The 21,407-nt window shown below is 56.7% G+C and carries 31 protein-coding genes; 29 read left to right on the top strand and 2 right to left on the bottom strand.

All coding sequences use genetic code 11. The annotated features are described in order from the left end of the window. The first annotated feature begins 60 nt into the window (after positions 1–60). The 8 genes from QN399_RS16130 to QN399_RS16095 are packed head-to-tail and all read left to right on the top strand — an operon-like array spanning position 61 to position 4,359. A complete protein-coding gene (locus QN399_RS16130) occupies positions 61–612 on the top strand; it encodes a hypothetical protein (RefSeq protein ID WP_330201274.1) in 552 nt (183 codons plus the stop codon). Further along, positions 605–1,393 carry a hypothetical protein gene (locus QN399_RS16125; protein ID WP_330201236.1) on the top strand — a complete coding sequence of 263 codons (789 nt, stop codon included), beginning with the start codon at positions 605–607 and terminating at the stop codon, positions 1,391–1,393. The genes QN399_RS16130 and QN399_RS16125 overlap by 8 nt, the downstream gene beginning before the upstream one ends. After that, positions 1,386–1,589 (top strand): hypothetical protein, encoded by a 204-nt coding sequence (locus QN399_RS16120; RefSeq protein WP_322217318.1) that lies wholly within the window; start codon positions 1,386–1,388, stop codon positions 1,587–1,589. Before QN399_RS16125 ends, QN399_RS16120 begins: the two co-directional genes overlap by 8 nt. Next, on the top strand, positions 1,586–1,957 hold the full coding sequence (locus QN399_RS16115; RefSeq protein WP_330201235.1) for a Ref family recombination enhancement nuclease: 372 nt from the start codon (positions 1,586–1,588) through the stop codon (positions 1,955–1,957). The genes QN399_RS16120 and QN399_RS16115 overlap by 4 nt, the downstream gene beginning before the upstream one ends. Before the next feature lie 8 nt (positions 1,958–1,965). Then, positions 1,966–2,385 (top strand): VRR-NUC domain-containing protein, encoded by a 420-nt coding sequence (locus QN399_RS16110; protein ID WP_330201234.1) that lies wholly within the window; start codon positions 1,966–1,968, stop codon positions 2,383–2,385. Continuing rightward, positions 2,382–3,671, top strand: coding sequence for a tyrosine-type recombinase/integrase (locus tag QN399_RS16105; protein ID WP_330201233.1), 1,290 nt, complete (start codon positions 2,382–2,384; stop codon positions 3,669–3,671). Before QN399_RS16110 ends, QN399_RS16105 begins: the two co-directional genes overlap by 4 nt. Positions 3,672–3,675: 4 nt before the next feature. Then, positions 3,676–3,996, top strand: coding sequence for a hypothetical protein (locus tag QN399_RS16100; protein ID WP_330201232.1), 321 nt, complete (start codon positions 3,676–3,678; stop codon positions 3,994–3,996). Between the two features lie 12 nt (positions 3,997–4,008). After that, a complete protein-coding gene (locus QN399_RS16095) occupies positions 4,009–4,359 on the top strand; it encodes a hypothetical protein (protein WP_330201231.1) in 351 nt (116 codons plus the stop codon). On the opposite strand, the gene QN399_RS16090 is transcribed toward QN399_RS16095, so the two are convergent. Then, on the bottom strand, positions 4,356–4,628 hold the full coding sequence (locus tag QN399_RS16090; RefSeq protein ID WP_330201230.1) for a hypothetical protein: 273 nt from the start codon (positions 4,626–4,628) through the stop codon (positions 4,356–4,358). The genes QN399_RS16095 and QN399_RS16090 overlap by 4 nt on opposite strands. A 162-nt stretch (positions 4,629–4,790) precedes the next feature. On the opposite strand from QN399_RS16090, the gene QN399_RS16085 reads away from it, so the two are divergent. The 8 genes from QN399_RS16085 (at position 4,791) to QN399_RS16050 (ending at position 8,256) form a co-directional block, all read left to right on the top strand. Then, positions 4,791–5,102 carry an MFS transporter gene (locus tag QN399_RS16085; protein WP_330201229.1) on the top strand — a complete coding sequence of 104 codons (312 nt, stop codon included), beginning with the start codon at positions 4,791–4,793 and terminating at the stop codon, positions 5,100–5,102. Continuing rightward, the gene (locus tag QN399_RS16080) at positions 5,099–5,440 is read left to right on the top strand and encodes a hypothetical protein (protein WP_330201228.1); all 342 of its coding nucleotides are present in this window, start codon (positions 5,099–5,101) and stop codon (positions 5,438–5,440) included. Before QN399_RS16085 ends, QN399_RS16080 begins: the two co-directional genes overlap by 4 nt. 52 nt (positions 5,441–5,492) lie before the next feature. Beyond that, positions 5,493–6,038: an HNH endonuclease gene (locus QN399_RS16075; protein ID WP_330201227.1), complete on the top strand. Its 546-nt coding sequence runs from the start codon at positions 5,493–5,495 to the stop codon at positions 6,036–6,038. Continuing rightward, positions 6,038–6,463, top strand: a complete 426-nt coding sequence (locus QN399_RS16070; RefSeq protein WP_330201226.1) for a cell wall hydrolase — start codon at positions 6,038–6,040, stop codon at positions 6,461–6,463. The genes QN399_RS16075 and QN399_RS16070 overlap by 1 nt, the downstream gene beginning before the upstream one ends. Beyond that, positions 6,460–7,050, top strand: a complete 591-nt coding sequence (locus tag QN399_RS16065; RefSeq protein ID WP_330201225.1) for a lysis system i-spanin subunit Rz — start codon at positions 6,460–6,462, stop codon at positions 7,048–7,050. The genes QN399_RS16070 and QN399_RS16065 overlap by 4 nt, the downstream gene beginning before the upstream one ends. Further along, on the top strand, positions 7,047–7,259 hold the full coding sequence (locus tag QN399_RS16060) for a hypothetical protein (protein WP_330201224.1): 213 nt from the start codon (positions 7,047–7,049) through the stop codon (positions 7,257–7,259). The genes QN399_RS16065 and QN399_RS16060 overlap by 4 nt, the downstream gene beginning before the upstream one ends. A gap of 67 nt (positions 7,260–7,326) precedes the next feature. Next, positions 7,327–7,932: a hypothetical protein gene (locus QN399_RS16055; RefSeq protein WP_330201223.1), complete on the top strand. Its 606-nt coding sequence runs from the start codon at positions 7,327–7,329 to the stop codon at positions 7,930–7,932. A gap of 135 nt (positions 7,933–8,067) precedes the next feature. Beyond that, positions 8,068–8,256, top strand: coding sequence for a hypothetical protein (locus tag QN399_RS16050; protein ID WP_330201222.1), 189 nt, complete (start codon positions 8,068–8,070; stop codon positions 8,254–8,256). A 63-nt stretch (positions 8,257–8,319) separates the two neighbouring features. On the opposite strand, the gene QN399_RS16045 is transcribed toward QN399_RS16050, so the two are convergent. Next, positions 8,320–8,775: a hypothetical protein gene (locus QN399_RS16045; RefSeq protein ID WP_330201221.1), complete on the bottom strand. Its 456-nt coding sequence runs from the start codon at positions 8,773–8,775 to the stop codon at positions 8,320–8,322. Positions 8,776–8,932: 157 nt separating this feature from the next. Between QN399_RS16045 and QN399_RS16040 the strand changes: the two genes are divergently transcribed. The 13 genes from QN399_RS16040 (at position 8,933) to QN399_RS15980 (ending at position 21,406) form a co-directional block, all read left to right on the top strand. After that, positions 8,933–9,298, top strand: coding sequence for a Gp49 family protein (locus QN399_RS16040; protein WP_330201220.1), 366 nt, complete (start codon positions 8,933–8,935; stop codon positions 9,296–9,298). Between the two features lie 3 nt (positions 9,299–9,301). Further along, positions 9,302–10,840, top strand: coding sequence for a hypothetical protein (locus QN399_RS16035; protein WP_330201219.1), 1,539 nt, complete (start codon positions 9,302–9,304; stop codon positions 10,838–10,840). Position 10,841: 1 nt separating this feature from the next. Next, positions 10,842–12,977 carry a genomic island protein gene (locus QN399_RS16030; protein WP_330201218.1) on the top strand — a complete coding sequence of 712 codons (2,136 nt, stop codon included), beginning with the start codon at positions 10,842–10,844 and terminating at the stop codon, positions 12,975–12,977. Then, a complete protein-coding gene (locus QN399_RS16025) occupies positions 12,974–13,156 on the top strand; it encodes a hypothetical protein (RefSeq protein WP_330201217.1) in 183 nt (60 codons plus the stop codon). The genes QN399_RS16030 and QN399_RS16025 overlap by 4 nt, the downstream gene beginning before the upstream one ends. A gap of 24 nt (positions 13,157–13,180) precedes the next feature. Further along, the gene (locus QN399_RS16020; RefSeq protein ID WP_330201216.1) at positions 13,181–14,110 is read left to right on the top strand and encodes a hypothetical protein; all 930 of its coding nucleotides are present in this window, start codon (positions 13,181–13,183) and stop codon (positions 14,108–14,110) included. A 258-nt stretch (positions 14,111–14,368) separates the two neighbouring features. After that, entirely contained in the window at positions 14,369–15,487 is a 1,119-nt protein-coding gene (locus tag QN399_RS16015; RefSeq protein WP_330201215.1) for a DUF4043 family protein, read from the top strand. 9 nt (positions 15,488–15,496) lie between these two features. Beyond that, positions 15,497–15,889 carry a hypothetical protein gene (locus tag QN399_RS16010; protein WP_330201214.1) on the top strand — a complete coding sequence of 131 codons (393 nt, stop codon included), beginning with the start codon at positions 15,497–15,499 and terminating at the stop codon, positions 15,887–15,889. Positions 15,890–15,942: 53 nt separating this feature from the next. Continuing rightward, complete coding sequence (locus tag QN399_RS16005) at positions 15,943–16,329, top strand: hypothetical protein (protein ID WP_330201213.1); 387 nt, start codon at positions 15,943–15,945, stop codon at positions 16,327–16,329. Between the two features lie 3 nt (positions 16,330–16,332). Next, the gene (locus QN399_RS16000; RefSeq protein ID WP_330201212.1) at positions 16,333–17,007 is read left to right on the top strand and encodes a hypothetical protein; all 675 of its coding nucleotides are present in this window, start codon (positions 16,333–16,335) and stop codon (positions 17,005–17,007) included. 128 nt (positions 17,008–17,135) lie between these two features. Continuing rightward, positions 17,136–18,218 (top strand): hypothetical protein, encoded by a 1,083-nt coding sequence (locus QN399_RS15995; protein ID WP_330201211.1) that lies wholly within the window; start codon positions 17,136–17,138, stop codon positions 18,216–18,218. Further along, a complete protein-coding gene (locus QN399_RS15990; RefSeq protein WP_330201210.1) occupies positions 18,215–18,736 on the top strand; it encodes a hypothetical protein in 522 nt (173 codons plus the stop codon). Before QN399_RS15995 ends, QN399_RS15990 begins: the two co-directional genes overlap by 4 nt. Positions 18,737–19,136: 400 nt before the next feature. Next, complete coding sequence (locus QN399_RS15985) at positions 19,137–19,577, top strand: hypothetical protein (protein WP_330201209.1); 441 nt, start codon at positions 19,137–19,139, stop codon at positions 19,575–19,577. 14 nt (positions 19,578–19,591) lie between these two features. Then, the gene (locus QN399_RS15980) at positions 19,592–21,406 is read left to right on the top strand and encodes a hypothetical protein (protein ID WP_330201208.1); all 1,815 of its coding nucleotides are present in this window, start codon (positions 19,592–19,594) and stop codon (positions 21,404–21,406) included. Position 21,407 lies beyond the last annotated feature (1 nt).

The raw sequence follows: 21,407 nt of genomic DNA, 5'->3' as shown, positions 1-21,407 counted from the left end.
GCATATGCACCCCCGCAGGTAATGCACCCCGCAGATGATGCGGACCTACCTCCGCAGGATATGCACCCGGCCCCCGCAGCCGATGCGCAGGCCCCCCGCATCAGCTGCACCCAGAACCGTAATGGAACCGCCACTGATCCCAAAGTAGAACCGCAATCTCTTTTGCCAGCCCGTTCCGGCCAGGCCGCCGGAAAACTTGTGGCGCTCGATCAGGCCAACCGCGCCAAGCAAAAATTGGACGACGAACGCCAGGAGGCTTGCCGCGCAATCTGGACTGCGTACTCCACGGCGTATTTCGGGCGCTACAACACCGAGCCAGTCCGGAACGCCCGGGTAAATACCCAAATCAACGACCTGCTCAAGCGACTCGGTGCGGCAGAGGCCCCGGCCGTTGCTGAGTACTACGTTTCGATCAACGACGCCCACCTCATTCGCAGCTGTCACGACGTTGGATCGCTGTTGTTCAAAGCCGAGGCGTACCGCACTCAGTGGGCTACCAATGTGCAGATCAACGGCACCTCAGCCCGGCAGATGGAAAACACCCAGGCGAACATGTCGACGGCCGAACAGGCCAAAGCAATGTTGCGTAAGCGTGGTACCGGCAATGCTTAACCAGGACGAGCTTGATCTGGCGATCGATCTTCTCTGCGGTACCGCCGAAGCGATGGGCATGACGTTGAGTCCAAACGCAGCGGCAATCATGGCAGTCGATTTGATCGAGCACCCATTGGGCTTGATCGAAAGGGCATTGAAGGCTTGCCGGAAAGAGGTCCGTGGGAAGTTGACGATGTCGGACATCTTGTCGCGAATCGAAGCAGCCGATGGCCGCCCGGACAAGGACGAGGCATGGGCTATTGCGCTGGCCTCCAACGATGAGTTCGACACTGTGGTGATGACCGACGAGATTCAGATTGCACTCGGTGCGGCCCGCCCTGTGTTGAGTCTTGGCGACAAGGTCGGTGCCCGCATGGCATTCATCAATGCTTACGAGCGGCTTGTGATCCGGGCCCGGGCCGAAACCAAGTCAGTCCATTGGCATGTCTCCATCGGCTTTGATGCAAATCGCCGAATCGAAGCCATAAACGCTGCTGTGCAGATGCAACGCATTCCGCAAGAGCGCGGCCGGCTTTACCTGGCTGATTTGAGTCATGAGCCGATCACTGAAGACGGTCGCGCGCTTGCTGGGTTGATTACCGGGCAAGTCGTGAAGCCAACTGCCGCGATAAGGGAAAAGCTGAAAGGCATCAAAGCCAGCATGCTCGAAATGCGAGGTGTCAGCGATGAGCGGAAGAAAGAGGCTCGTGAAAAAGCCGAGCAGGAGTTCGCCGCGCGCCGGGCCTTTTTGTCTCAGCAGGCAATCGCCGCCCTTGCAAAGGAAGACGCTCATGTCTGATCAGCGCCTCGCCAACACCAATCCTGCCGATTACCGCTTCGCGGTGCACTGTTGCGGCTACAAGTGGGATCTCACCGATAAGCCAGACCGCGCCGTGGGTCTTTTTGAACATCGCTCCGTCGCCGTTCAATTTGGCCGTGCGCTGTGGCCGAGCACCTTTGAAGTCATCGATATCGTCACCGGGGAGAAGGTATGAAAGGCCGTAACGTAAACGCTCAGCAGAAGCGCTGGCACGACATGCTGGTGCAGACCATTGGGTGCGTTGCCTGCCGTATCGGCCAGGACATCCACAACGACCAATGCAGCATCCACCACGTCGACGGCCGCACTAAGCCTCATGCGCACTGGTGCGTACTTCCGCTGTGCGCTGGACACCACCAACACGGTTACGGCGCCGAAGGTTTCCCTGGCTACGCCGTGCACGGGCAGAAGGTGGCGTTTGAAGAGTCATACGGCACCCAGTCGGAGTTGCTCAATTTCTGCGCCCAGTTCGTCGCAGAGGCGGGGCACAGCGTTCCGGCTGGCTTGCTCGCCCGGATAAATGGTTCGGGGGTCGAAGCTTGATTCCTCTAATGTTTGCCGCCCCGAAGCAGAAAAGCACCCGCGCCAAGCCAACCGATTGGGAAGGGCAGGAACAAGTAACGCTGCTATCTGAGATCGAGCTGCGTCACCCGGCGGCCTTCAAGTTGATCTACCACCCGGCCAACGGCGGGCACCGGCACAAGTTGGTGGCCATAAAGCTGAAAAAACAGGGCGTCAAGGCGGGTGTTCCTGACCTGGTGCTGCCTATGGCGCGCGGCGGGTACTTCGGCCTGTATATCGAGTTCAAGGCTACGCCGCCGCATGATTCGCCGGTGTCTGCCAGCCAGGATGCATACATCCAAGGCTTGATCAGTGAAGGTTATCTGGCAGTCGTCTGCCGTGGGTGGCGTGATGCGATGGAAGTACTTGGTAACTATCTGAAGCAGACTCGCACGGCGGTGGCTGCATGAGCTGCGCCGTCGTCACGCTGACAGATGCCGAGATCCGCCGGCAGTCCTTGTCCGATGCAGTGCGAGATATTCGTGATCCGCGTCACCAAGGCCTTTATTTCCGGTTCAATACCAATCGGGAGCGCGGATCGTGGTATCTGGTGGTGAGCAAGAAATGGAACAAGATCGCTGGCTATCCCGAACTGAACACCAAGAGCGTGCTGGCTGTGCTGCCAGAGGTTCGTCAGCGGTTTTCGGCGGATGGGGCAGCCTCGGCCACCGTGTCGAAGTGGGGCACCACCGGCCAACTCCTGGCTTGGTACTCGGACCGTATGGGCCGTGACCGCAACTTGTCCAGCAAGCGCAAGAACACATCCAAGTCGGCCATTGCCTGCCACCTGATTCCGCGTCTGGGCGATATGCCGCTGGCTGACATCAGGCACGCCACACTGGACAGTCAGTTGATGTGGCCACTTCAGGAGACGCTTTCTCTCGAGTACGTGCGCCTGGTGTTCGGTCTTTTGGTTGTGGCATGTCGGCAGGCCATGGCACTCAACCTGATAGCCAGCAACCCCATGGACGGGATCAAGTTCAGCGACTTCTCCAAGACCAAGATCAAGGCCAAGCCTGCGCGCCTGCGTGGCGTCCAGCTCGAAAGCTTACTGACCACCCTGACCAGCGTGATGAGGTTGGCTCCGGCTGACGCAATGCTGGCCCTGATGATGCTCTGCCACGGCACCCGGGTCGGTGAGACACGCATGGCGCGCTGGTCGCACATCAGCTTGGCCGAGCGAGTGTGGTTCATTCCCGCCGAGCACACGAAGACCCGGGTCGAACATTCGCTTCCTCTGACTGACCAGGCGTGCGCGCTGCTGACCCAGTACAGGGACAACCAGACCGCCCAAGGCTATGACGGGCAGTACGTGTTCCCGGCTCGCAACGGGAAGGCGATGAGCGAAGGGCAGGGCTGCGCCGTGTTCTCTCGCCTTGGCCAGGGTGAGTGGACCAGTCACGACTTGCGCAAGTTGGCCCGCACTGGCTGGGCTGACCTCGGTGTCGACTTTCTGATTGGCGAGATGTTGGTGAACCACGCCATGGGCCACAACGTGCAAGCGTATATCCACACCCAGATCGAACAAGGCAAGCGCGAGGCGCTGGAGAAGTGGCACGCCCATCTAGACAGCAAGGGTTTCACTGTCATCCACGGGTTGACAGAGGGTGAATCGGGAAATTCGAAGAAACTGCTACAGGCCACGGAACATATGGCTTTGAGTGCCCTTCAAGAATCAACCATAGGCGAGGTTTAAAAACGTGAAAAAGAGCCACGGACCCGCCTTTCGGAAGACCTTGAAGCCGCTCCGTGAGTGTCTCGACTGTCGTGGTGTTGGTGTGGTTCGGGGTGTTTTCCACGAAATGGAGTGTGCCACCTGCAATGCATCGGGCTGGGTCTGCGCAGAGACCGGCGCCGCGCTGCCGTTGGCCGAGTTGGTATTGCAGTTGAACTTCAAGTTGCGTGCATTGGCTCGAGACCTGGCCATCGCCAGCCAACCGGCTAGCACGAGCGGTCCTCAACAGCAGTACGAACAGAACAACCGCCGCGGTGCCGGCGGATCGAATTACACCGGGGATTGATGGAGAGCCAAAATGCTCAATCAGATGTCTTTAGAGTTGCCGTCCCAGCCCGTGCAGCCGCGCCTGCGGATAGTGCCGCGATTGAAAATCGACTCCGGGCCGCCGCCTGCTCAGCTCGCGTTCGACTTCACTGCGGTATTTGCTCGAATCCCACGGCGCCCGATACGCAGTACGATTTGCGCGGGTGCCACGCTGATCACCAGGGACGGGGTAACGCTCCCGGCTGCGGAGTGGGCTGCACGGCTTGGGCTGAAATGGCAGACAGTGAAAATGCGCAGGCTGCGCGGGGATAACTGGTCAGATGCGCTGGCCCCAGAGTTGAGGCGCAGCACCTTTATGTCAGGCTGGAAGATGCACGGTTAACGCCAGACGTGTAGCACCTTATCGCCGTGGCCTTCGTCTACGGCCCGACGCTTCAACTCCTGCAACAGCACCAGCATGCGCTCGATGCCCTCGGCGCTCAGCGCACCGCCGATGGCAGCATTCTCGGTCTTGCCGCTCAGCGATATCACCAACAACGCATCAGGCGGATTGGTTCCCATCGCTTCGTCCGCCAGCGCCATCACTTCCGTAATTGCCATGTACTCGGAATCGCGCGTCGATCCGATATCTGATTTCGTTTTGCTGGTCATTGGAATTGCCCCATTGGTTGAGAGGCCAGTCCATGTGACTGAGTTCGCGTGCGCAAGGCTTGTGGTGGCTATTGAGTCACATAGGCTCGGCTCAACGATGAAACCTGCCTCAAGGGCCGACGATGATCACCAAATCCAGCACCGCATCAGCAGAGGTCGAACATGGAGTTCAATAGGGCTACGGTCTGGCTCGCCGGGCTGATTGGTGCCCTGATTTCGAGCTGGTGGCACAAAGATGATCTGGCCGATAAAAAGGCCTGGCTGATCTTTGTCACGTCAGGCGCATGCAGCGCGCTCTATCTGACGGGCATGGTCAGTTCCTACTTAGGTATCACTGATCCCAACAACGTTGCCGGTGTCGGCTTCCTGCTGGGCACCTTCGGCGGCTCGCTTATGGCTGCCATCAACCGCGCTATCAAAGCCGCTGACCTTTGGGCGTTGATTCGCTCGAAGTTCGGGGGAGGCAATCCATGACTCTCGAAACCCTGAGTTCGACCTGCATCGGCATTATCGCTGCCTGGGCAACCTGGTGCGTAGTGAGCCGGAAAGTGAACGACGGCCTGCTGGGCAAGATCATCTTCGCGGCTATCGCACTGACTGGTTACGCCATGGTTATTCGCACCGAAAGTACCTTTTTTACGCCAACTGTTGTGGGAGTGACCTTTCACGGCGCGCTGGCCATGGCTGGTGTCCGGCACTACGTCATGGTCAACCACTGGCCCCGCATCAAGGCGCTGCTCTGCCGTTATCTGCATTGCGAAAGTTGCCTCAATGAGCCGACTAAATCTGAGCCACGGGAGTCACGGAAATGATCCTGCTGATGATCAATGCTGTGCTGTTACTCGTCCCGAAACGGGGTGAGGGATGAGATTTATACCCATCCCCACGGATGTCGATTTCGAAGGCATTCAGTGGCGAGTTTGTCATGCAACTACCGACTATGAAATCAGCGAATACGGGCATGTTCGTCGCTTGACGCCTGGACGTAGAACCTATCCCGGCAAGATTCTTTCTTATTGCTGGCATCGGGCGGGCTACCCGGTTTTCAAGCTGACCATCAATGGAAAGCACAAAAACTTTGAAGCTCACAAGCTGGTTGCTTTTGCGTTCCTTGGGTATCCGACCCCAGAAGCGAATGAGGTCGCACACGGCGATGGTGATCCTACGAACAACCATCTAAGCAATTTATCGTGGAAGTCTCATTTCGAAAATGAGTTTGACAAGATCGGCCATGGAACTGTGCCACTCGGTGAAAGGAACGGCGGAGCGAAGCTTACCGCTGACACGGTATTGAAAATCCGGTCCATGCGGCTTACAGGGCTCAGCCTATCGGCGCTGGGCCGTGAATTCGGCGTGGCTTTTCAGACCATTTCAAAGATCGTTAACCGCCAGAGCTGGAGCCATATTTGATGAGTTTAAATGATAAAGATGTAGACGTTTTGGCGCGTACGCTGTTTGGCGAAGCCCGTGGTGAGGGAATAGCAGGGATGATTGCCGTGGCCTGGTCGATCCGCAACCGGGTGAACGACGGCAAGGACAAGTCTTGGTGGGGTGAAGGCTACTCTGGCGTGTGTCAGGCCCCGTGGCAGTACAGCTGTTGGAATAAGAACGACCCCAATTACCCATTTCTCAGCGGCGCGCGCCCGATCCCGGCTGGTGAGATGTCCGCCGCCCGTCAGGCCGCCACCACAGCTATCGAGAGCCCCGGTCCAGATCCCACCGGTGGTGCAACTCACTATTACGCTACCAGCATGCCCAAACCGCCCGCATGGGCTGCCGCCGCGACGCAGACACTAGCGCTCGGCCACCACATCTTCTTCAGGAACGTGCCATGACCGAAGTCGCGTTGAAGTGGATCGGCTTCGCCGTCCTTGCCCTGGTTCTGATCGGTATCGGCGCGGCAGGTGCATGGCAATGGCAGGCCAACAGCTACACGGCGATCATCAAGACCAACGAGGCAAATCATCAGGCGGACTTGACCGCAATCGCTAATGCCGGCGCCGCACAGGCCCGGCAAGCACTGGGCAAACAGAAAGACGCTGAGCAGGCGCTTGCGACCCTCGACACGAAAGCCACCCAGGAGAAGGCCGATGCCCTCGCTGAAAACGAAACGCTGCGCTCTCAACTCACCGGCACACAGGCTGACAATGACCGCCTGCGCGGCGACGTTGCTGCTGGTGATCGCCGGTTGCGCATCGCAGGTCGATGCCCCGCAAGTAATACCGGTGGCGGCAACGTGTCCGCTCCCTCCAGCACCACCGGCCTGGGCGATGCAGCCACCGTCGAAATCTCTGCAGCAGCTGGACAAACTGTTTTCGATATCCGCGCCGGGATCATTGCTGATCAAGCAGCCCTGAGGACATTGCAGGATTACGCGACCAACGTCTGCCAAGGCGCCCCCGCCGCAGGTAACGCCCAATGAACTGGTTCAAAACCCTGCTCGCTAAATTTGCGGGCTCACGCCATACCGAGGAAATCGCCATGCCTGAAGTTGATGCAGCCACCGCAGTAATTCCAGCCGCCCCGACAGAGTTGAACACTGACACGCTCAAGGCTCTGCTCTTGGCACTCGGCCATGACGTCGAAGCTGATTGGGAGCACCTGGTCGCGCTGGCCAAGAAAGTAATCTGAAATCCGCGCCACGTTCGGAGTTATCGCGAAACGTGGCGCGCCGTACAACTCGCATTGGAATACCTGAGTGGCTGAGCGCAAGAAAGTCGACTGGGAAGCGTTGGAGCGTGAGTTCCGTATTGGCTCGATGTCGCTGCGTGCTCTATGTGAAAAACACGGCGCCAACCCCGGTAACGCCAGTCGCAGGGCAAAGAAAGAGGGCTGGGTACAGGACGCAAGCCAAGAGGTCCGAGAGCGCACCCGCGCCGCACTAATCAGCCAGCCGAGGGAAGAAGACAACACTGTTGTATTCCGAGACAACGCTCCCACGCGGGCCGACGTCGATGTTGCTGTTCAGACTAACCTAGCTGTCATCACCAGGCACCGCAAGGACATCGGCCAGGGCCAAGAGATCGTCGGCCTACTCATGCGTCAGCTCGTCGAAACCGCGGTTAACCGCGAATCGATTGAGAATGACATTGAGGAAGAAACCAAAGGCGACGAAACCAACCAGCGCCGGTACCGGATGATCAAAGCCATCTCGTTGCCGACCAACGCAGCAGTGATGCGCGACCTTTCCACCGCCATGAAGAACCTGGTTGGGATGGAGCGTCAGGCTTTCAACCTTGACGAGCTGTCGTCAGAAGAAACGTACGAAGAGCGCTTGGCGCGCCTGATGGGCAGCAAGGAGTGAAGAAGAACTGGTCCGTCACTACGCCGGGACACAAACCATTTCCAATGATCCTGCTTGAGGGCGCGCTCGATCATGCGGGAGCGCTGGAGTTTGCCAGGTCGATCTGGCCTGAATGCACGATTGAGTGAGGCAAGCATGGCCAATGTCACGATCATCCGTCACGTAATCCCGATCAGCGTCGAGATAACGCAGGCCATCAACGATCTCGACACCACCATCGCCAAGGCAATCGACACTGCCAAGGCTGCCGGACTGCCTCAGGGATTCGTCGTATCGATCTTGCGCGGTCACGCGGCATTACAGACGAATAGCATGGGGAAGTGATCGGCTAATCCATGTATGGAGTTACGGCGTCAGGTATGGCTGGTTCTGGCGCCGATCGCCACGCTATGAATTAACAGCGGCCAATACCGCCGAATAGCCCATCGTGACGCCAATCCCAAATGCCTTTCCTGTAAGGGATTTCACTGTTCCCATCAGCCCTGCCTTGGCGGCTTCCTGTAGTTGAGAACCTATGCTTTTGCCCGAAAGGCTGTCTGGAACTGCCTTGAGCACTTCAAGACCCTTGGCGGTTAGAGTGCACTCGTAGAACTTGCATGGATGGCTACCCTGTTGCCCGAATGTTATGTAACCGCTCTTTGAAAGCCATGTGATAGAGGCGCAAAAAAATTCTTCCGACTCGAAGATCTGTTGTTCCCCTTCAGGAGTTTCAATTGAATCGATGGCTATAACGCTACTGAATTGCTCTGTCGTCAGGGATAGCGTCATAGGGAATGACTCATAGAGTCCTGCAAGCACCTTCCCTGCAAGCTGATCGAATCGATCTATGTTGCTGGTAGCCATGTCGCTCTCCTTGCGTTGATTGATCCCCACCAATACCGGCAACCCACCATTATTTCAAGTCCGATGCGCAAGCTGACGCCTGTTGCGCGTGTTGCTCCCTCGATTCAGTCACATAGGCTCGGCCCCGTCATTTCGATAATCGAGATAGGGGCTGATCATGAACGACCAAGCAATCGAGCAAGAGATCCAAGCCAAAGGCCTGACCGCGCCGCGTATCACTCCTGGCGACGTCGAACGCAATATCCGTAGCGAGTTTTATTTCACTGCCGGTGAAGGTGTGCTTGGCCAGAGCGAGATGGGAACCAAGCCTGCTGGCAACGCCGATAGTCTTAACCGACTGACGTTCTGTGTGTTGGTGCTGGCTAACGGTTTCACCGTCACTGGTGAGAGCGCCTGCGTCAGCCCCACCAACTTCGACGCTGAGATCGGCAAGAAGGTGGCTCGCCAGAACGCTATCACCAAAATCTGGCCGCTGATGGGATATGAACTGACGCAAAGGCTGTCTACCCAGGCAACCGTTTAACCCATGTCAGCCGACGCCATGCTGTCGAAGCTCATCACTGACGATGAGCTTTACTGCGCACGCAACTTGAAGATCCGGACGAAGGAGGGCGCAATCCTGCCCTTCATCTGGAACGACGCGCAACGCATCCTGCATGCCCGGCTAGAAGAGCAGTTGTCGTTGCGTGGCTGGATACGGGCAATCGTGCTCAAGGGCCGCCAGCAGGGTTGCAGTACCTACGTGGCGGCCAGGTTCTACAAGCGCACCTGCACGAACTTCGGCAAGCGCACCATGATTCTGACGCACCTCGACGGCGCGACACAGAACCTGTTCGGCATGGTCAAAACTTTCTTTGATCTCAGCGACAGTACGCTCAGGCCGAAGGTGAAGGCGAACAGCGGCACCGAACTCTCATTTGAGAAACTGCGCAGCGGTTACAAGGTGGCCACGGCCGGCAGCAAGAACGCCGGACGTTCCGACACCGTGCAGTACTTGCATGGAAGTGAAATGGCGTTCTGGCCGAACGCTAGCCAAATCATGATGGGCCTGGGTCAGACCGTGCCGATGGCCGATGGCTCGGAAATGATCCTCGAGTCAACGGCGAATGGGCTGGCCAACCTGTTCCGTAAGTTCTGGCTGATGGCTGTGTCGGGGAAATCCGACTACATGCCGGTGTTCATTCCGTGGTTCGTCCAGAAGGAATACCGCCGCAAGCCTGATGCTGACTTTGAACTGTCCGAAGAGGACATCGAGTACCAGGATGCGTACGCCCTCGACATCGAGCAGATGGCCTGGCGCCGCGCCAAGACCGACACCGACTTCGCCGGAGACAGTGACCAGTTCAACCAGGAGTATCCAGCATCGCCTGACCTGGCATTCCTCAAGGTTGGGCACAAGCCGCTGATCAACACGCTGAAGGTGCAACTGGCTCGCAAGAAGCTGATTGCACATATGCAGCGGATCGGTGCCCACGTCGTCGGGCTCGACCCTGCGCGCTTCGGTGACGATGACTCCGTGTTCATCCACCGCCAAGGGCGCGTTGCATGGGGCACTGAGCACATGGACGGCGCCGACACGATGGAAGTGGCTGGCCGTGCCGCACGAATGCTCACTGATGACCCGACCATCCGCATGATGTTCATCGACATCGGTGGGCTGGGCGCAGGTATCTACGACCGACTCGTCGAGCTTGGCTTCGGTGATCGCGTCACCGCCGTCAACTTCGGTTCCTCCGCGTCGGATTCGCGCAAGTACTTCAACAAGCGCACCGAGATGTGGGGTGAGCTCGCTGAATGGCTGCACGACAAGATCACCCCCAGCATTCCGGATGAAGACCTGCTCCACGCCGACCTGACGTCGCCATCGTTCACGTACAGCTCCAACGGGCAGAAGAAGCTCGATCCCAAAGAGAAGATCAAAGCCGAACTCGGCCGCTCTCCTGATGACGGCGACGCCCTGGCACTCACGTTCGCTGAGCCTGTGGCTGCGGACGACACATTCACCGAAGACTGGAAGGCCAAGCTAATGCGCCGCAACTCCCGTAAATCTGCGATGGGGGCCTGACATGGCTGATGAGGTTGCTGAGGCGAACTGGTCCCGCTACCAATACGGTATCAGACGAGGCCACAACGATTACATTCATGACGCTCGCTTGTGTGAGGGTTTTTACCTGGGTGGTGGTCGCCAGTGGACCAATGAGGACCGCCAGCGCCTGAATGAGGCCGGCAAGCCCGCGCTCGAGTTCAACCAGATCAAGAACAAGATCAATGCTGCCGTGGGTTACCAGATTGGCAACCGTATGGACATCGGATTCCGTCCCCGCTCAGGCGCCTCTGATCAGGAAACCGCCACAACGCTGTCCAAGTTGGCAATGCAGATTGCGGATAATAATCAGCTGCACTGGAAGGAAACTCAGGTCTTCGGTGACGGAGTGATCCAGCAGCGCGGATTTTTCGATATCCGTATGAGCTATGACGACACGCTACTGGGCGAGGTCAAGATTGATGTGCTTGACCCGCTCGACGTGATCCCTGATCCAGACGCGAAGGATTACGACCCAGACAGTTGGGCGGACGTCGTCGTTATCAAATGGCTGACCCTGATTGAGATTGAAATGCTGTACGGCTCCAAGACAGCCAATGACCTTGATGAGTCCGGCGATGTGGTGGACGGAGGCGATAGATCGAACACCAGGCGAAACAGCTTTGGCGGTGATGATCATGACTTCGATCAGTACGTGTCCGAGGACAAGGACGACGCGGCAAAACGCTTCTGTGTAGTTGATCGCCAATTCTGGCAGATGGACAAAGCCGACTGCATCATCACCTCGACAGGTGATATCCGCGTCATCTCGGACATGAAGCCTGAAGCCATCCAATCAATGGTTAAAGAGGGCGGCATTCAACAGAAACGCCGCGTAAGGCGCGTGCGCTGGGCCGTGTCGACTCAAGACAAAACGCTGCACGACGACTGGTCTCCGTTCGATCACTTCACCATTGTTCCGTTCTTCCCGACGTTCCGGCGCGGTCACACGCGAGGCCTGGTCGATGACGCGATCGGGCCGCAACAGCTGCTCAACAAGTCGATGAGCCAGTTTCTGCATACCATCAACACTACGGCGAACAGTGGCTGGATTACGGTCGCGGGTACGATTGCGAACATGCGCGATGATGAGATCTCGGAGCGTGGCAGCGAAACTGGCTTGCATATGGTTATCAAGTCCAAGACTCCTGTCGAGGACAGGCCGAGCAAGATCCAGCCCAACCAGGTGCCGACCGGATTTGACCGGCTGATCGATCGGGCTTCATCACTCCTCGAGCAGGCGACCGGAATCAACGAGGCCATGTCAGGCAAGCAGGGTAACGAAGTCTCCGGCATTGCCATCCAGACCCGCCAGTTCGCCGCACAGCAGCAACTGGCCGTGCCACTCGACAATCTGGCCCGCACCCGAGCAATGCTCGCTGGCCGGATGCTTGAGATGATCCAGAAGTTCTATGACCAGCCGCGAATCATGCGGATTACGGAAACAGATCAAAGTGGCAAGGAAACGACGCAGGAAATCCCGCTCAACTGGACACAGGATGACGCGCGGATCCTGAACGACCTGACCATTGGCGAATACGATGTAATCGTCACTGATGCCCCGGCACAGATCACATTCGAGAACAGCCAGTTCCTGCAGGCGATCGAATTGAACGAGAAGGGCGCCAACATTCCCTGGTCGTTCATCATTGGTTACTCGAACCTGGCCAACAAGAAAGAAGTTGTCGCGGCCATGGAAGCTCAGCCCGCGCCACCGGTTGATCCTTCAGTGCAGGCCAAGGCTGATTTGCTCGCCGCTCAAGGCCAGAAGACTCAGGCTGAAACCGCCAAGGCGCAGATATCTACCGATCTCATCAAAGCGCAGACCGACGATATCCGCGCTGACACGGTATCGAAATCGGTTACCGCTCAGTTCAGCGCCATTCAAACCGCAGCGACTATCGCTTCGACGCCGGCCACCTCAAGCCTCGCTGACGCGTTGTTGATGTCTGCGGGTTACATCGATCACGACGCTGCGCCAATCGTCCCGCAATACACCGGAACGGTCCTCGCTGCGCCGAATATCCCTCACAGCACCAATCCACTGACCCCAGCTCATCCAGCAGTGGGTCTTGATGCGGGTATCGAAACCCCGCGCATTGAAGGAGTACCAGCATGAGCAAAGTCTTGGATAGCGCAGCAGAAGACGACAGCGAAGACGAAGCATGGGAAGTCGAGTGTGACCTTCGAGCTCTGGCCACAGCCATCGAAATCAATAAAGACCCAAAAAGACTGGCGGCCGCCAAGGCCCTGGCTAAGCAAAAAAGCGTAGAGATGGCCTCGATCGCTAAGCAATAACACTGAAAATTAAAGGGGCAGAATATGAAACCAGCACTCGCACAAGAAACCCAGGAAGAGATCGACGCCCGCCTTGCGCAGGACGCTATCGACAGCGGCGACCACTTTGAGCCGACCGCTGATGATCTGGCTGACGAGGCCACCGCCGCTGCGCCACGCGACAAAAAACCAACTTTACAAGCCGATATCGATCTCGAAACCTTGGCTGTGATCGTGGGTGAAGACAAGCCTAAGATGGTTCCTCATTCGCGCTTCAACGAGGTGAACGAAGAGGCGAAGGCTCACCGCGCCCGCGTGCTGGAACTAGAAGAACAGTTAGCCCGGGCCAATGGCAAGGCCGCGCCTACGACCGCCAAGGATGAGCCGAAGCCGGTTGAGTTTGACTACGACGCGGCCGAAGAACTTTACAGCGCCGCCATCCTTGATGGCGACACGGCGAAAGCAAAAAGCATCCGCTCTGATATCCGCGCCAGCGAGAAAGCCGAAGCGATCCGTGACGCTGAAGCTGCCGCCGACCGCCGATATACAGCGAACCGTCAAAAGGATGATGTGGCCCGGGCGACCACTGAGCGTGATTTGGCAGTGGCCAAGGCCTATGTCGAGTACCCGTTTCTGGATTCGGCCAGCGCCGATGCCAATCAGGACGCGATTGATGAAGTTCTGTCGCTGACCAACCTGTTCACCAGCAAGGGCAAATCCATCGGCGAAGCATTGGCTGCTGCTGTGTCCCGGATCGGTCCGCGCTACGCGCCGGCGGCTGAGGTTGTTAAGTCATCAGCCGAGAACGTGCCCGACCTTAGAAAAGGTATTGATCGAGCTAGGCAGATTCCCGCTAAAGCAACTGGGCTTGGCGCCCGGGCCAATACCATTGATGTGCGCAAGTTGACTGGCGCCGATATCAAGAAAATGTCGAAAGAAGAAGATGCTCGGCTTTCTGGTGATGAAGTTAATTGACTGACCAATTCAGTCACATAACTTTGTGGTTGCGGTAGACATCGACGCACAAGGAAGTGCACCTCTCCTCAATCCCGTACTGGGCAGAGAGTAATAAGCCTCGCATCGGCCAGATGCTCGCTCACCGAGTTACGGTGTCCCTCGCCGCCGGGCGTTAAACGGACCAGCTGCAAGCGCCCCATGAGCGCCTAAACCATGTCCTCGCAAGGGTGGCGATATACCCAGAACCAGACCGCCACTCTCAAAGGAATGCCAATCATGGGCGTTACCAACTTTGCGGCCCTTCAGCCGCAGAACAAAGTTTATTGGTCCAAGAAGACCTGGGAAGCAGCTCGCGATCAGATGTTCGTGAACAAGTTTCTGGGTGACGGCGACACCGCGATTATCCAGCACATCACCGAACTGACCCAAACCGAAAAAGGCACCCAGGTGATTATCACTCTGGTCGCTGACTTGATCGGTGATGGTGTGTCCGGTGATAACTGGCGTGAAGGCAACGAAGAAGAAATGGAAGCCTACTTCCAAGAAATCCAAGTTGACCTGATCTCTCACCAGGTACGCAACAAAGGCAAGCTAGCTGAACAGCGTTCGGTTGTTAGCTTCCGCAACCAAGCAAAAAATCGTCTCTCGAACTGGCTGGCCCAGCGCGTCGACGAACTCGCAATCCTGACCCTTTCCGGTATTGGTTACACCTACAACACCGATGGCAGCCTGCGTTCTGGTTCTGCCTTCCCAAGTCTGTCTTTTGCCGCTGACGTGAGTGCCCCCTCGCCGAAACGGTATTTGACTTGGGACGGTTCTAATTTGATTGCTGGCAGCAATGCCGGGATCACCTCGGCCATGGTGCCGAAGTACAAAATGATTGTGGATCTGATGGCTTACGCCAAGACCCACCACATCCGCCCTGTGGTTTCGGGTGGCAAAGAATACTTCTTGGTCCTGCTGCAGCCCGGCACCCTGGCAGCTATGAAGATGGACCCGCTGTGGCAGAACGCTCTGTCGAACGCTGCCGTGAAAGGTGATCAAAACCCTTGGTTCACCGGCGCGACCATCACTGTGGATGGCGCGGTGATTCAGGAGTCGAACAAGGTGTTCACCACCTTGAACGCGCCTGCTGGTTCCAAGTGGGGCGCTGGCGGACTCATCAACGGTACTCGCACCTTGCTGCTTGGTGCACAAGCCCTCGGCTTCGCCGATATCGAGCAAGCGGGCGATTCCTGGAACGAAAAAACCTTCAACTACGGTGCCCAAACAGGTATCTCGGTTGACCGTTTCATCGGCTTCCTCAAACCGAAGTTCTACAGCATCTACGACAAGTCGACTGAAGACTTTGGCGTGATTGCTATCGATCACTTCCTGCCAAACGCTGGCCAGTAAGGAGTTCTGATGAACAAGTCCAATTACGAACACCAATGGCCCCTGGTTGGCCACAACAGCTTTCTGGTCGTCGACTTCGCAACGCTGGCCACCCAAAAGGTTATTGGTCTGCCAGCCGGCGCCCAGGTAATCAATGGGTGGGTGCTGGTCACTACGCCTTATGACTCTGCCACCACAGCGGTCTTGGACGTCGGCGACGTGGCCTTGCCGAATCGCTACGCCAATGACATCGACCTGAAAACGGCGGGCCGTAAGAACCTCACACCGACTGGCTTCCTGACGACTGCTGCGGGTGCTGTCACTGCAACCTTCACACAGACCGGCACACCGGCAACTGTCGGCGAGGCCCGGGTGTACATCGAGTACATCGCGGCTCGCAAGTCCGACGAAATCCAAGACTGATCTACCAATAGCCCCGGTTCGCCGGGGTCTTCACATGCGAAGGGGCAATAACCATGGCTGAAGCAACCCGTCTGTTACCGCCGAAAGGCAAAGAATCATTTCCAGTCTTCCTTGCGTCTGGGCAGAGCATTCGTATTTTTTGCGATGACCCTGACGGCAAGGAGGGCAGCATTGTTCCGCCGAAATATCGTCGCCTGGCACTGGCTGCTGGGTGTATTGAAGTCGGCACCGAGTATGAAGAAGATGAACTTGCTCAGGCTGACGGCCCGGTGGCGATGATCCTTCGTGCCATCGAGACGATCGTGAATCGCGATGTACTGGAAGAGCTGGAAGGCGATGGCCGCCCTAAGCTTGGCGTTATCAAGTCAGAAGTCGGCTTCAACGCGACCCGGGCGCAGGTCATTGAAGCCTGGAAGCTATTCGAAGAGTCGTTGGCTTAACCCATGGCCTACGAAACTGTCAGCGACCTCATCAAGGCCTTTCGTGAAGACGAGCAGGACACCATCGCGCCACACTTCTGGTCTGACAGCCAGTTGGTGCGCTGGACTAATGAGGCGCTGACAGAGTTCGCCGAGAGCTCGATGAGCATTTACGACGATGAAAGCCAGGTAACGCTCATCCCGTATGGCGTCGGTGAGAATCGGTTTTCGCTGGACCCCTGCATCATAGATATCATTGACGCCTGGATAGATGGACAGCCGCATTGCCACCTCTGCCGTAGCATTGTCAGTTTTGGAAATGGTTACCGTGGTGGGAATGGTTACGGAAATAGCCAGGGCTACAGTGGCAGCTGCACACATTTCCACTTCGATGGCGCCGGGCAACTGCGACTTCACCCCAAACCGACGACATCTGGAGCAATTCGCCTGCGTGTTGTACGGCGCCTAGTGAGGGAGCTCAGCAAGAGCGATCGAATCCCTGACTTGCTACCGCAAGAGCGGCGCCACCTACTGTCATATATCGCTTACAAGGCCTATCGCGTAAATGAGGGTGAGACCTATAACCAAGGAAGCTCTGACGAGCACCTGAAAAGGTTTGAAGAGGCTTGTCAGACAGTCCGGGAGACTTCAATTCTCCGCCGTGGATCATGCGCCAGGCCGATTCGGAGTAATTGGTAGTGGGCGGTTCTGCGCCGGCTATTCGCGGCCCATGGCCTGCTGGGATAAACAACCGCGCTAACGAAAAGGCGATCCCGACAGGCGCAGTGCGCGACTCTGTTAACTTCGACCCGAGCGCGGACGGCGTAATGCATCTGCGTTCCGGATTCGATCTGGTAGTGCCTGGGGAAAACATTCGCGGCGCTCTCGGTATTGGCGATCACGTATTGATCGCTGACGGTACCAAGTTGATCGATTTCAATGAGTCGACAGGGTCGACCGCCCAGCTGGCCAGTATCGCGGGTAGTGGTCGGTTCGTTGGTGATGTGCTGAATGATGAACTGTTCTTCTGTACCGAAAACCAATCCTTCCGTTACAAGAACGGCGCACTCCGACCTTGGGGCGTTCCGACTGTTACGTTGCAGCCGGTTCCCACTCTTGGCGCCGGATCGCTTGCGGCTGGTAGCTACCAGTGCGCAGCTACCTTTATCGATGCGCACGGCGACGAAGGTGGGACCACGGAAGCGCTCATCATTGACGTGCCGGCCAATAGTTCTTTGGGTTTCATCCTGCCATCACCTCCTGACGGCGGTAAGGTTCGACTCTATGTCAGCTCTGTAAACGGCGGCACGCCCTACCTCCAGTACGAAGGAGTCGGCGCTTATATTTGCTCGGTCGTAATGGATAGCAGCGCCCGCCTGGACACCCAATTCCTGCGCGAACCGGTAACCGGCGACTCAATTACTGCGCATAACGGCGTGCTGGTTATCGCCGCTGGTTCGACCCTGCATATGACCCTTCCAATGCGCCCGCATCTGCGCAGCGCAATGACAGGATTTTTTCAGTTTTCCAAGCCGATCGACATGGTCATGTCCTGTGACGGCGGAATCTATCTCGCCGCAGATAAGACGTTTTTCCTCACCGCTATCGAAACGCCAGAACCTGTTAGCACCAAGGTTCTGGATTTTGGCGCTGTGCGCGGATCCGGTGCGCGCGGTATCAAGAAGGAGGCGGTCTGGATGACCCGATACGGTGTGGCAATGAGCGACGGGCAGGGCGGAGCGACACTAATTAGTGAGGCTAACTTCGTGCCGGAACTTGCTTCCTCTGGTAGTTCAGGAGTGCTTGAGCACAACGGAAATCAACTGGTCGTCACGACAATGCATGACCCAAAAGGCCCAAACCCGCTCGCTGCGAGCGATTATTACGAAGCGGAGATTTTCACCCCATGACCAATCGTGACCATCACGAACAAGCGCTCCGCCTCGGTTTTATTTACGAGGGTGAGCTGGTAGACGCCGAAGGCAAGGTGCTCGACCGGTTCGTGGATCGAAATATTATTCCCCAGGCCGGTATCAACCATATCGTCGGCCTTATTCGTGGCGAAGCCAGCTTGCTGGCCCCTTGGTATGTGGGCGTCTATGAAGGCAATTACGTCCCGAACAGTGCGACCTCATCAGCAGATCTTCAGGCTGGCGCTCAAGAGTCTGTTTCCTACAGCGAGACTGCGCGGCCCGAATGGGTAGATGTTTATGATGGTGTTCAGCTGATCGGCAACCTGGCTTCCCGTGCTGAATTCACCTTTACCGCAGCCAAACGGCTTTATGGCGGCTTTCTCTGCTCGAACGCTGGAAAGGGCGGAAACAGCGGCGTGCTGCTCTCGATAGCGCGTTTTGCATCGCCTTACGATGTCCCTGCCGGGTCCACATTCCGTCTTGGCGTTTCCATCAGCATCGTTCCGGCGTCCTGAATATGGCTATGTCTCCAGATCTCATTGCTAGCTCCTTGGCGTACTACTTCACCGCAGACGCGTCGGTACCTAGGCCATCGGCATGGCAGCTCAGTCTGCACACAGCAACTCCAGGTGGTAACGGTACCGCGAATGAAGTTACGGACTCTGCCTATGCGCGCCAATCCGTGACGTTCAGCGATCCTGACTTGGCGAATCCGCTATTTCCACTTGTTTCCAACAGCGCACTGGTTTCATTCCCTGCGGCCTCGTCCTCATACACCGCAACTCATGTTGTCGTATGGGACGTAACACGTAGCGCTCCGCTGGTTATCCAGCGACTTATCGCAGACAAGGCCGTACCAATTGGCTCGCAAGCTCAGTTGGCAATCGGCGAACTTAAGATTGGAGGGGTAATTTAATGAAACGCAGCACTGGACTTCGAAACCTGATGCTGGCTTCCGGCTCCCTCAAGAGCGCGCTGGACGGGACAGTGATTGAAATCTATCAAGGCCCGGCCCCAGTTACCGCGGATGACGCACTATTAGCTGGAACAACACTGCTGTGCACCATCAGCGTCGGTGGTACGGGTACAGGGCTGACTATGGCCGCTACAGCAGCATCAGGGCAGCTGGCAAAAAATAGTTCTGAGGTGTGGAGCGGAACTGTAGTGGCTAACGGCACCGCGAGCTTCTTCCGTATGAAGACCGCAGCCGATGACAACTCAAGCTCAATCACGGCATCACGTATTCAGGGGAGTATCGGGCTGGATGGTGCGGATCTCAATTTCGCCACGCTCGGGTTGGTCGTTGGCAATCTGCGACAGATCAACTTTTTCGTGATTTCCGTTAGCGCGGGCTGAAAAAGGCATAACCAATGGCCCACCGACTGATCAAGCAGGCGACCTCGACCTATTTGCCTGCCGTCAAAGAGGTAATTGCCCAGCCGGCGCACTTCGATGTTGTTTTCACGCTGTCGGCGGTTACCAAGTACTCGCCCGGCACCAAGCCTGGCGTGCCGATACCTGTTTACGGGCCGGTTTCCGACGCGTCTGGGCGAACATCGCAACAAATCATTGGCTACACCTCAACACAAGTTCCTTCCGGCACGCCCTATGTTGTCTATGAACAGGTGCCCACCTATATCTATCGCCCAGCAATTTCGGATGTTCAGGGTCGCGATGCGACTGTTGTTACTGACAATCAGCCAGGGTGGAATGCCGGCGCCCATAGCTCAAAAGTCGTTGATGGTGACTTTGAAATAAGTTTCAGCCTTCCCCGTAGCGATATTGGCGCACTTGTTGGTCTGGCGGTACCAGGGAGCACTAACAGCTTTAATGGTGTTGAGCATGGGGTGTTACTGACTTCAGCAGGCAGCCTGACCATCGTAGAGTCGGGGGTCCCGCGTGACTCATCCGTAGCCTCGGAAGCTGTAGTGTCGATCAGAATTGTCCGGCGTAATAATGTAGTCACGTCCTACGTAGGGAGCGACTTTTCGTATATCAGCAGCATCCCGTCTTACGGTCCAAAGGTTTTATCAGCCGTTCTTTATGCGGCTACTGACTTTGTTGATGACCCCACAATCAGCGGCATAGTATTTTTCCAGTCTCGGGATGCTTGGGATTTGGGTGATGGCTTAGGCTTAATAGGTTTGCAGGCTCGTTCTGGTTGGGACCTGGCTGGTAGCGCGACAATTGGCGATGGCTCGGGGGAAATGTCCTTCGATTTGACGATGAATGCTCTTGATGCTGATCGCACCAGCGGGCATATGGTCATGGATGTGCCAACCCTGACAGCCACCGCTGGCTTTATTGACGTTGAGGCCAATGGGGTGACGGTCAATATCCCTATAAGCATGCTGTCCATGGCGATTGAGGTGGATATCGGATCGACGTCGTCGGTATTCGATCTGACTATGCATAGCGCCGATTATAACTATGGCGATGCATCCATAGTGTTGAATGCCCCTGATGTATTTGGCTTGTCTACCGAAGAACCGGTCGATACTTCGTCGTGGGCAGAGGCATCTTTTTTTGGTGATTTCTACAGCGTCGATCGCGTCCTGTTCGCGCTTATTCATGATGGTCTGTCGATCGGCGATTCGTTCGATTTGCTACTGAGCATGGACGCCGATCTGGCCGAGCACTTGATGCTCTACAGCGACTCTAGCGCCACGATGCTTATTCAGGCTCTCCTGACAAATGGCATTCAGGTTTCGAACATCGCATCGAGTGCCGCCCGAACCTTGCTGCAATACGTAACAAACCTCGCGAGTGGTGCTGTTGGTCGCTATCAGGGCTATGACTTTGATGGCTTCTGCCGCATAGGGATGCAGACCTTCGGATTTAAGCCTAACGGTCTCTACAGGCTTGGAGCGCCGGATGATAACGGTACGCTCATTAGCGCCCTCATTGATTTTGCCGCAGACAGCTTCGGTACCACTCAGGGCAAGAGGGTAGGAAACGTATTCCTTGGTCTTGGCACCGATGGCCAAGTGTTCGTGCGCACAACTGAAGATAACGACATCGAAATGACGTACCGCGCCTATCAACGCAAATCCGAGTTTCGTGCGGATATGCAGCGGGGCAGGGCGTCGCGCTTTTGGCGGATGCGTATTGAGATAGTAGATGCTTCCTTTGCGGAGCTAGACAACGTTGAGTGGGCGCTTGCGGCTACTGGGCGACGTACCTGAA

Source organism: Pseudomonas sp. 10C3 (genome assembly GCF_036346185.1).
Classification (GTDB): Bacteria; Pseudomonadota; Gammaproteobacteria; order Pseudomonadales; family Pseudomonadaceae; genus Aquipseudomonas.
The sequence above is the reverse complement of the archived record's forward strand: the minus strand, read 5'-3'. Positions and strand labels throughout refer to the sequence as shown.

Excerpts from the sequence above, each read along its gene's own strand:
- QN399_RS16090 (WP_330201230.1), bottom strand. The coding sequence starts at position 4,628 with ATGACCAGCAAAACGAAATCAGATATCGGATCGACGCGCGATTCCGAG.
- QN399_RS16010 (WP_330201214.1), top strand. The coding sequence starts at position 15,497 with ATGAACAAGTCCAATTACGAACACCAATGGCCCCTGGTTGGCCACAAC.
- QN399_RS16120 (WP_322217318.1), top strand. The coding sequence starts at position 1,386 with ATGTCTGATCAGCGCCTCGCCAACACCAATCCTGCCGATTACCGCTTC.
- QN399_RS16015 (WP_330201215.1), top strand. The coding sequence starts at position 14,369 with ATGGGCGTTACCAACTTTGCGGCCCTTCAGCCGCAGAACAAAGTTTAT.
- QN399_RS16050 (WP_330201222.1), top strand. The coding sequence starts at position 8,068 with ATGGCCAATGTCACGATCATCCGTCACGTAATCCCGATCAGCGTCGAG.
- QN399_RS16080 (WP_330201228.1), top strand. The coding sequence starts at position 5,099 with ATGACTCTCGAAACCCTGAGTTCGACCTGCATCGGCATTATCGCTGCC.
- QN399_RS15990 (WP_330201210.1), top strand. The coding sequence starts at position 18,215 with ATGACCAATCGTGACCATCACGAACAAGCGCTCCGCCTCGGTTTTATT.
- QN399_RS16115 (WP_330201235.1), top strand. The coding sequence starts at position 1,586 with ATGAAAGGCCGTAACGTAAACGCTCAGCAGAAGCGCTGGCACGACATG.
- QN399_RS16085 (WP_330201229.1), top strand. The coding sequence starts at position 4,791 with ATGGAGTTCAATAGGGCTACGGTCTGGCTCGCCGGGCTGATTGGTGCC.
- QN399_RS16095 (WP_330201231.1), top strand. The coding sequence starts at position 4,009 with ATGCTCAATCAGATGTCTTTAGAGTTGCCGTCCCAGCCCGTGCAGCCG.
- QN399_RS16105 (WP_330201233.1), top strand. The coding sequence starts at position 2,382 with ATGAGCTGCGCCGTCGTCACGCTGACAGATGCCGAGATCCGCCGGCAG.
- QN399_RS16000 (WP_330201212.1), top strand. The coding sequence starts at position 16,333 with ATGGCCTACGAAACTGTCAGCGACCTCATCAAGGCCTTTCGTGAAGAC.
- QN399_RS16025 (WP_330201217.1), top strand. The coding sequence starts at position 12,974 with ATGAGCAAAGTCTTGGATAGCGCAGCAGAAGACGACAGCGAAGACGAA.
- QN399_RS16060 (WP_330201224.1), top strand. The coding sequence starts at position 7,047 with ATGAACTGGTTCAAAACCCTGCTCGCTAAATTTGCGGGCTCACGCCAT.
- QN399_RS15995 (WP_330201211.1), top strand. The coding sequence starts at position 17,136 with ATGCATCTGCGTTCCGGATTCGATCTGGTAGTGCCTGGGGAAAACATT.
- QN399_RS16065 (WP_330201225.1), top strand. The coding sequence starts at position 6,460 with ATGACCGAAGTCGCGTTGAAGTGGATCGGCTTCGCCGTCCTTGCCCTG.
- QN399_RS16030 (WP_330201218.1), top strand. The coding sequence starts at position 10,842 with ATGGCTGATGAGGTTGCTGAGGCGAACTGGTCCCGCTACCAATACGGT.
- QN399_RS16110 (WP_330201234.1), top strand. The coding sequence starts at position 1,966 with ATGTTTGCCGCCCCGAAGCAGAAAAGCACCCGCGCCAAGCCAACCGAT.
- QN399_RS16020 (WP_330201216.1), top strand. The coding sequence starts at position 13,181 with ATGAAACCAGCACTCGCACAAGAAACCCAGGAAGAGATCGACGCCCGC.
- QN399_RS16130 (WP_330201274.1), top strand. The coding sequence starts at position 61 with ATGCACCCGGCCCCCGCAGCCGATGCGCAGGCCCCCCGCATCAGCTGC.
- QN399_RS16005 (WP_330201213.1), top strand. The coding sequence starts at position 15,943 with ATGGCTGAAGCAACCCGTCTGTTACCGCCGAAAGGCAAAGAATCATTT.
- QN399_RS16045 (WP_330201221.1), bottom strand. The coding sequence starts at position 8,775 with ATGGCTACCAGCAACATAGATCGATTCGATCAGCTTGCAGGGAAGGTG.
- QN399_RS16125 (WP_330201236.1), top strand. The coding sequence starts at position 605 with ATGCTTAACCAGGACGAGCTTGATCTGGCGATCGATCTTCTCTGCGGT.
- QN399_RS15980 (WP_330201208.1), top strand. The coding sequence starts at position 19,592 with ATGGCCCACCGACTGATCAAGCAGGCGACCTCGACCTATTTGCCTGCC.
- QN399_RS16070 (WP_330201226.1), top strand. The coding sequence starts at position 6,038 with ATGAGTTTAAATGATAAAGATGTAGACGTTTTGGCGCGTACGCTGTTT.
- QN399_RS16035 (WP_330201219.1), top strand. The coding sequence starts at position 9,302 with ATGTCAGCCGACGCCATGCTGTCGAAGCTCATCACTGACGATGAGCTT.
- QN399_RS15985 (WP_330201209.1), top strand. The coding sequence starts at position 19,137 with ATGAAACGCAGCACTGGACTTCGAAACCTGATGCTGGCTTCCGGCTCC.
- QN399_RS16075 (WP_330201227.1), top strand. The coding sequence starts at position 5,493 with ATGAGATTTATACCCATCCCCACGGATGTCGATTTCGAAGGCATTCAG.
- QN399_RS16040 (WP_330201220.1), top strand. The coding sequence starts at position 8,933 with ATGAACGACCAAGCAATCGAGCAAGAGATCCAAGCCAAAGGCCTGACC.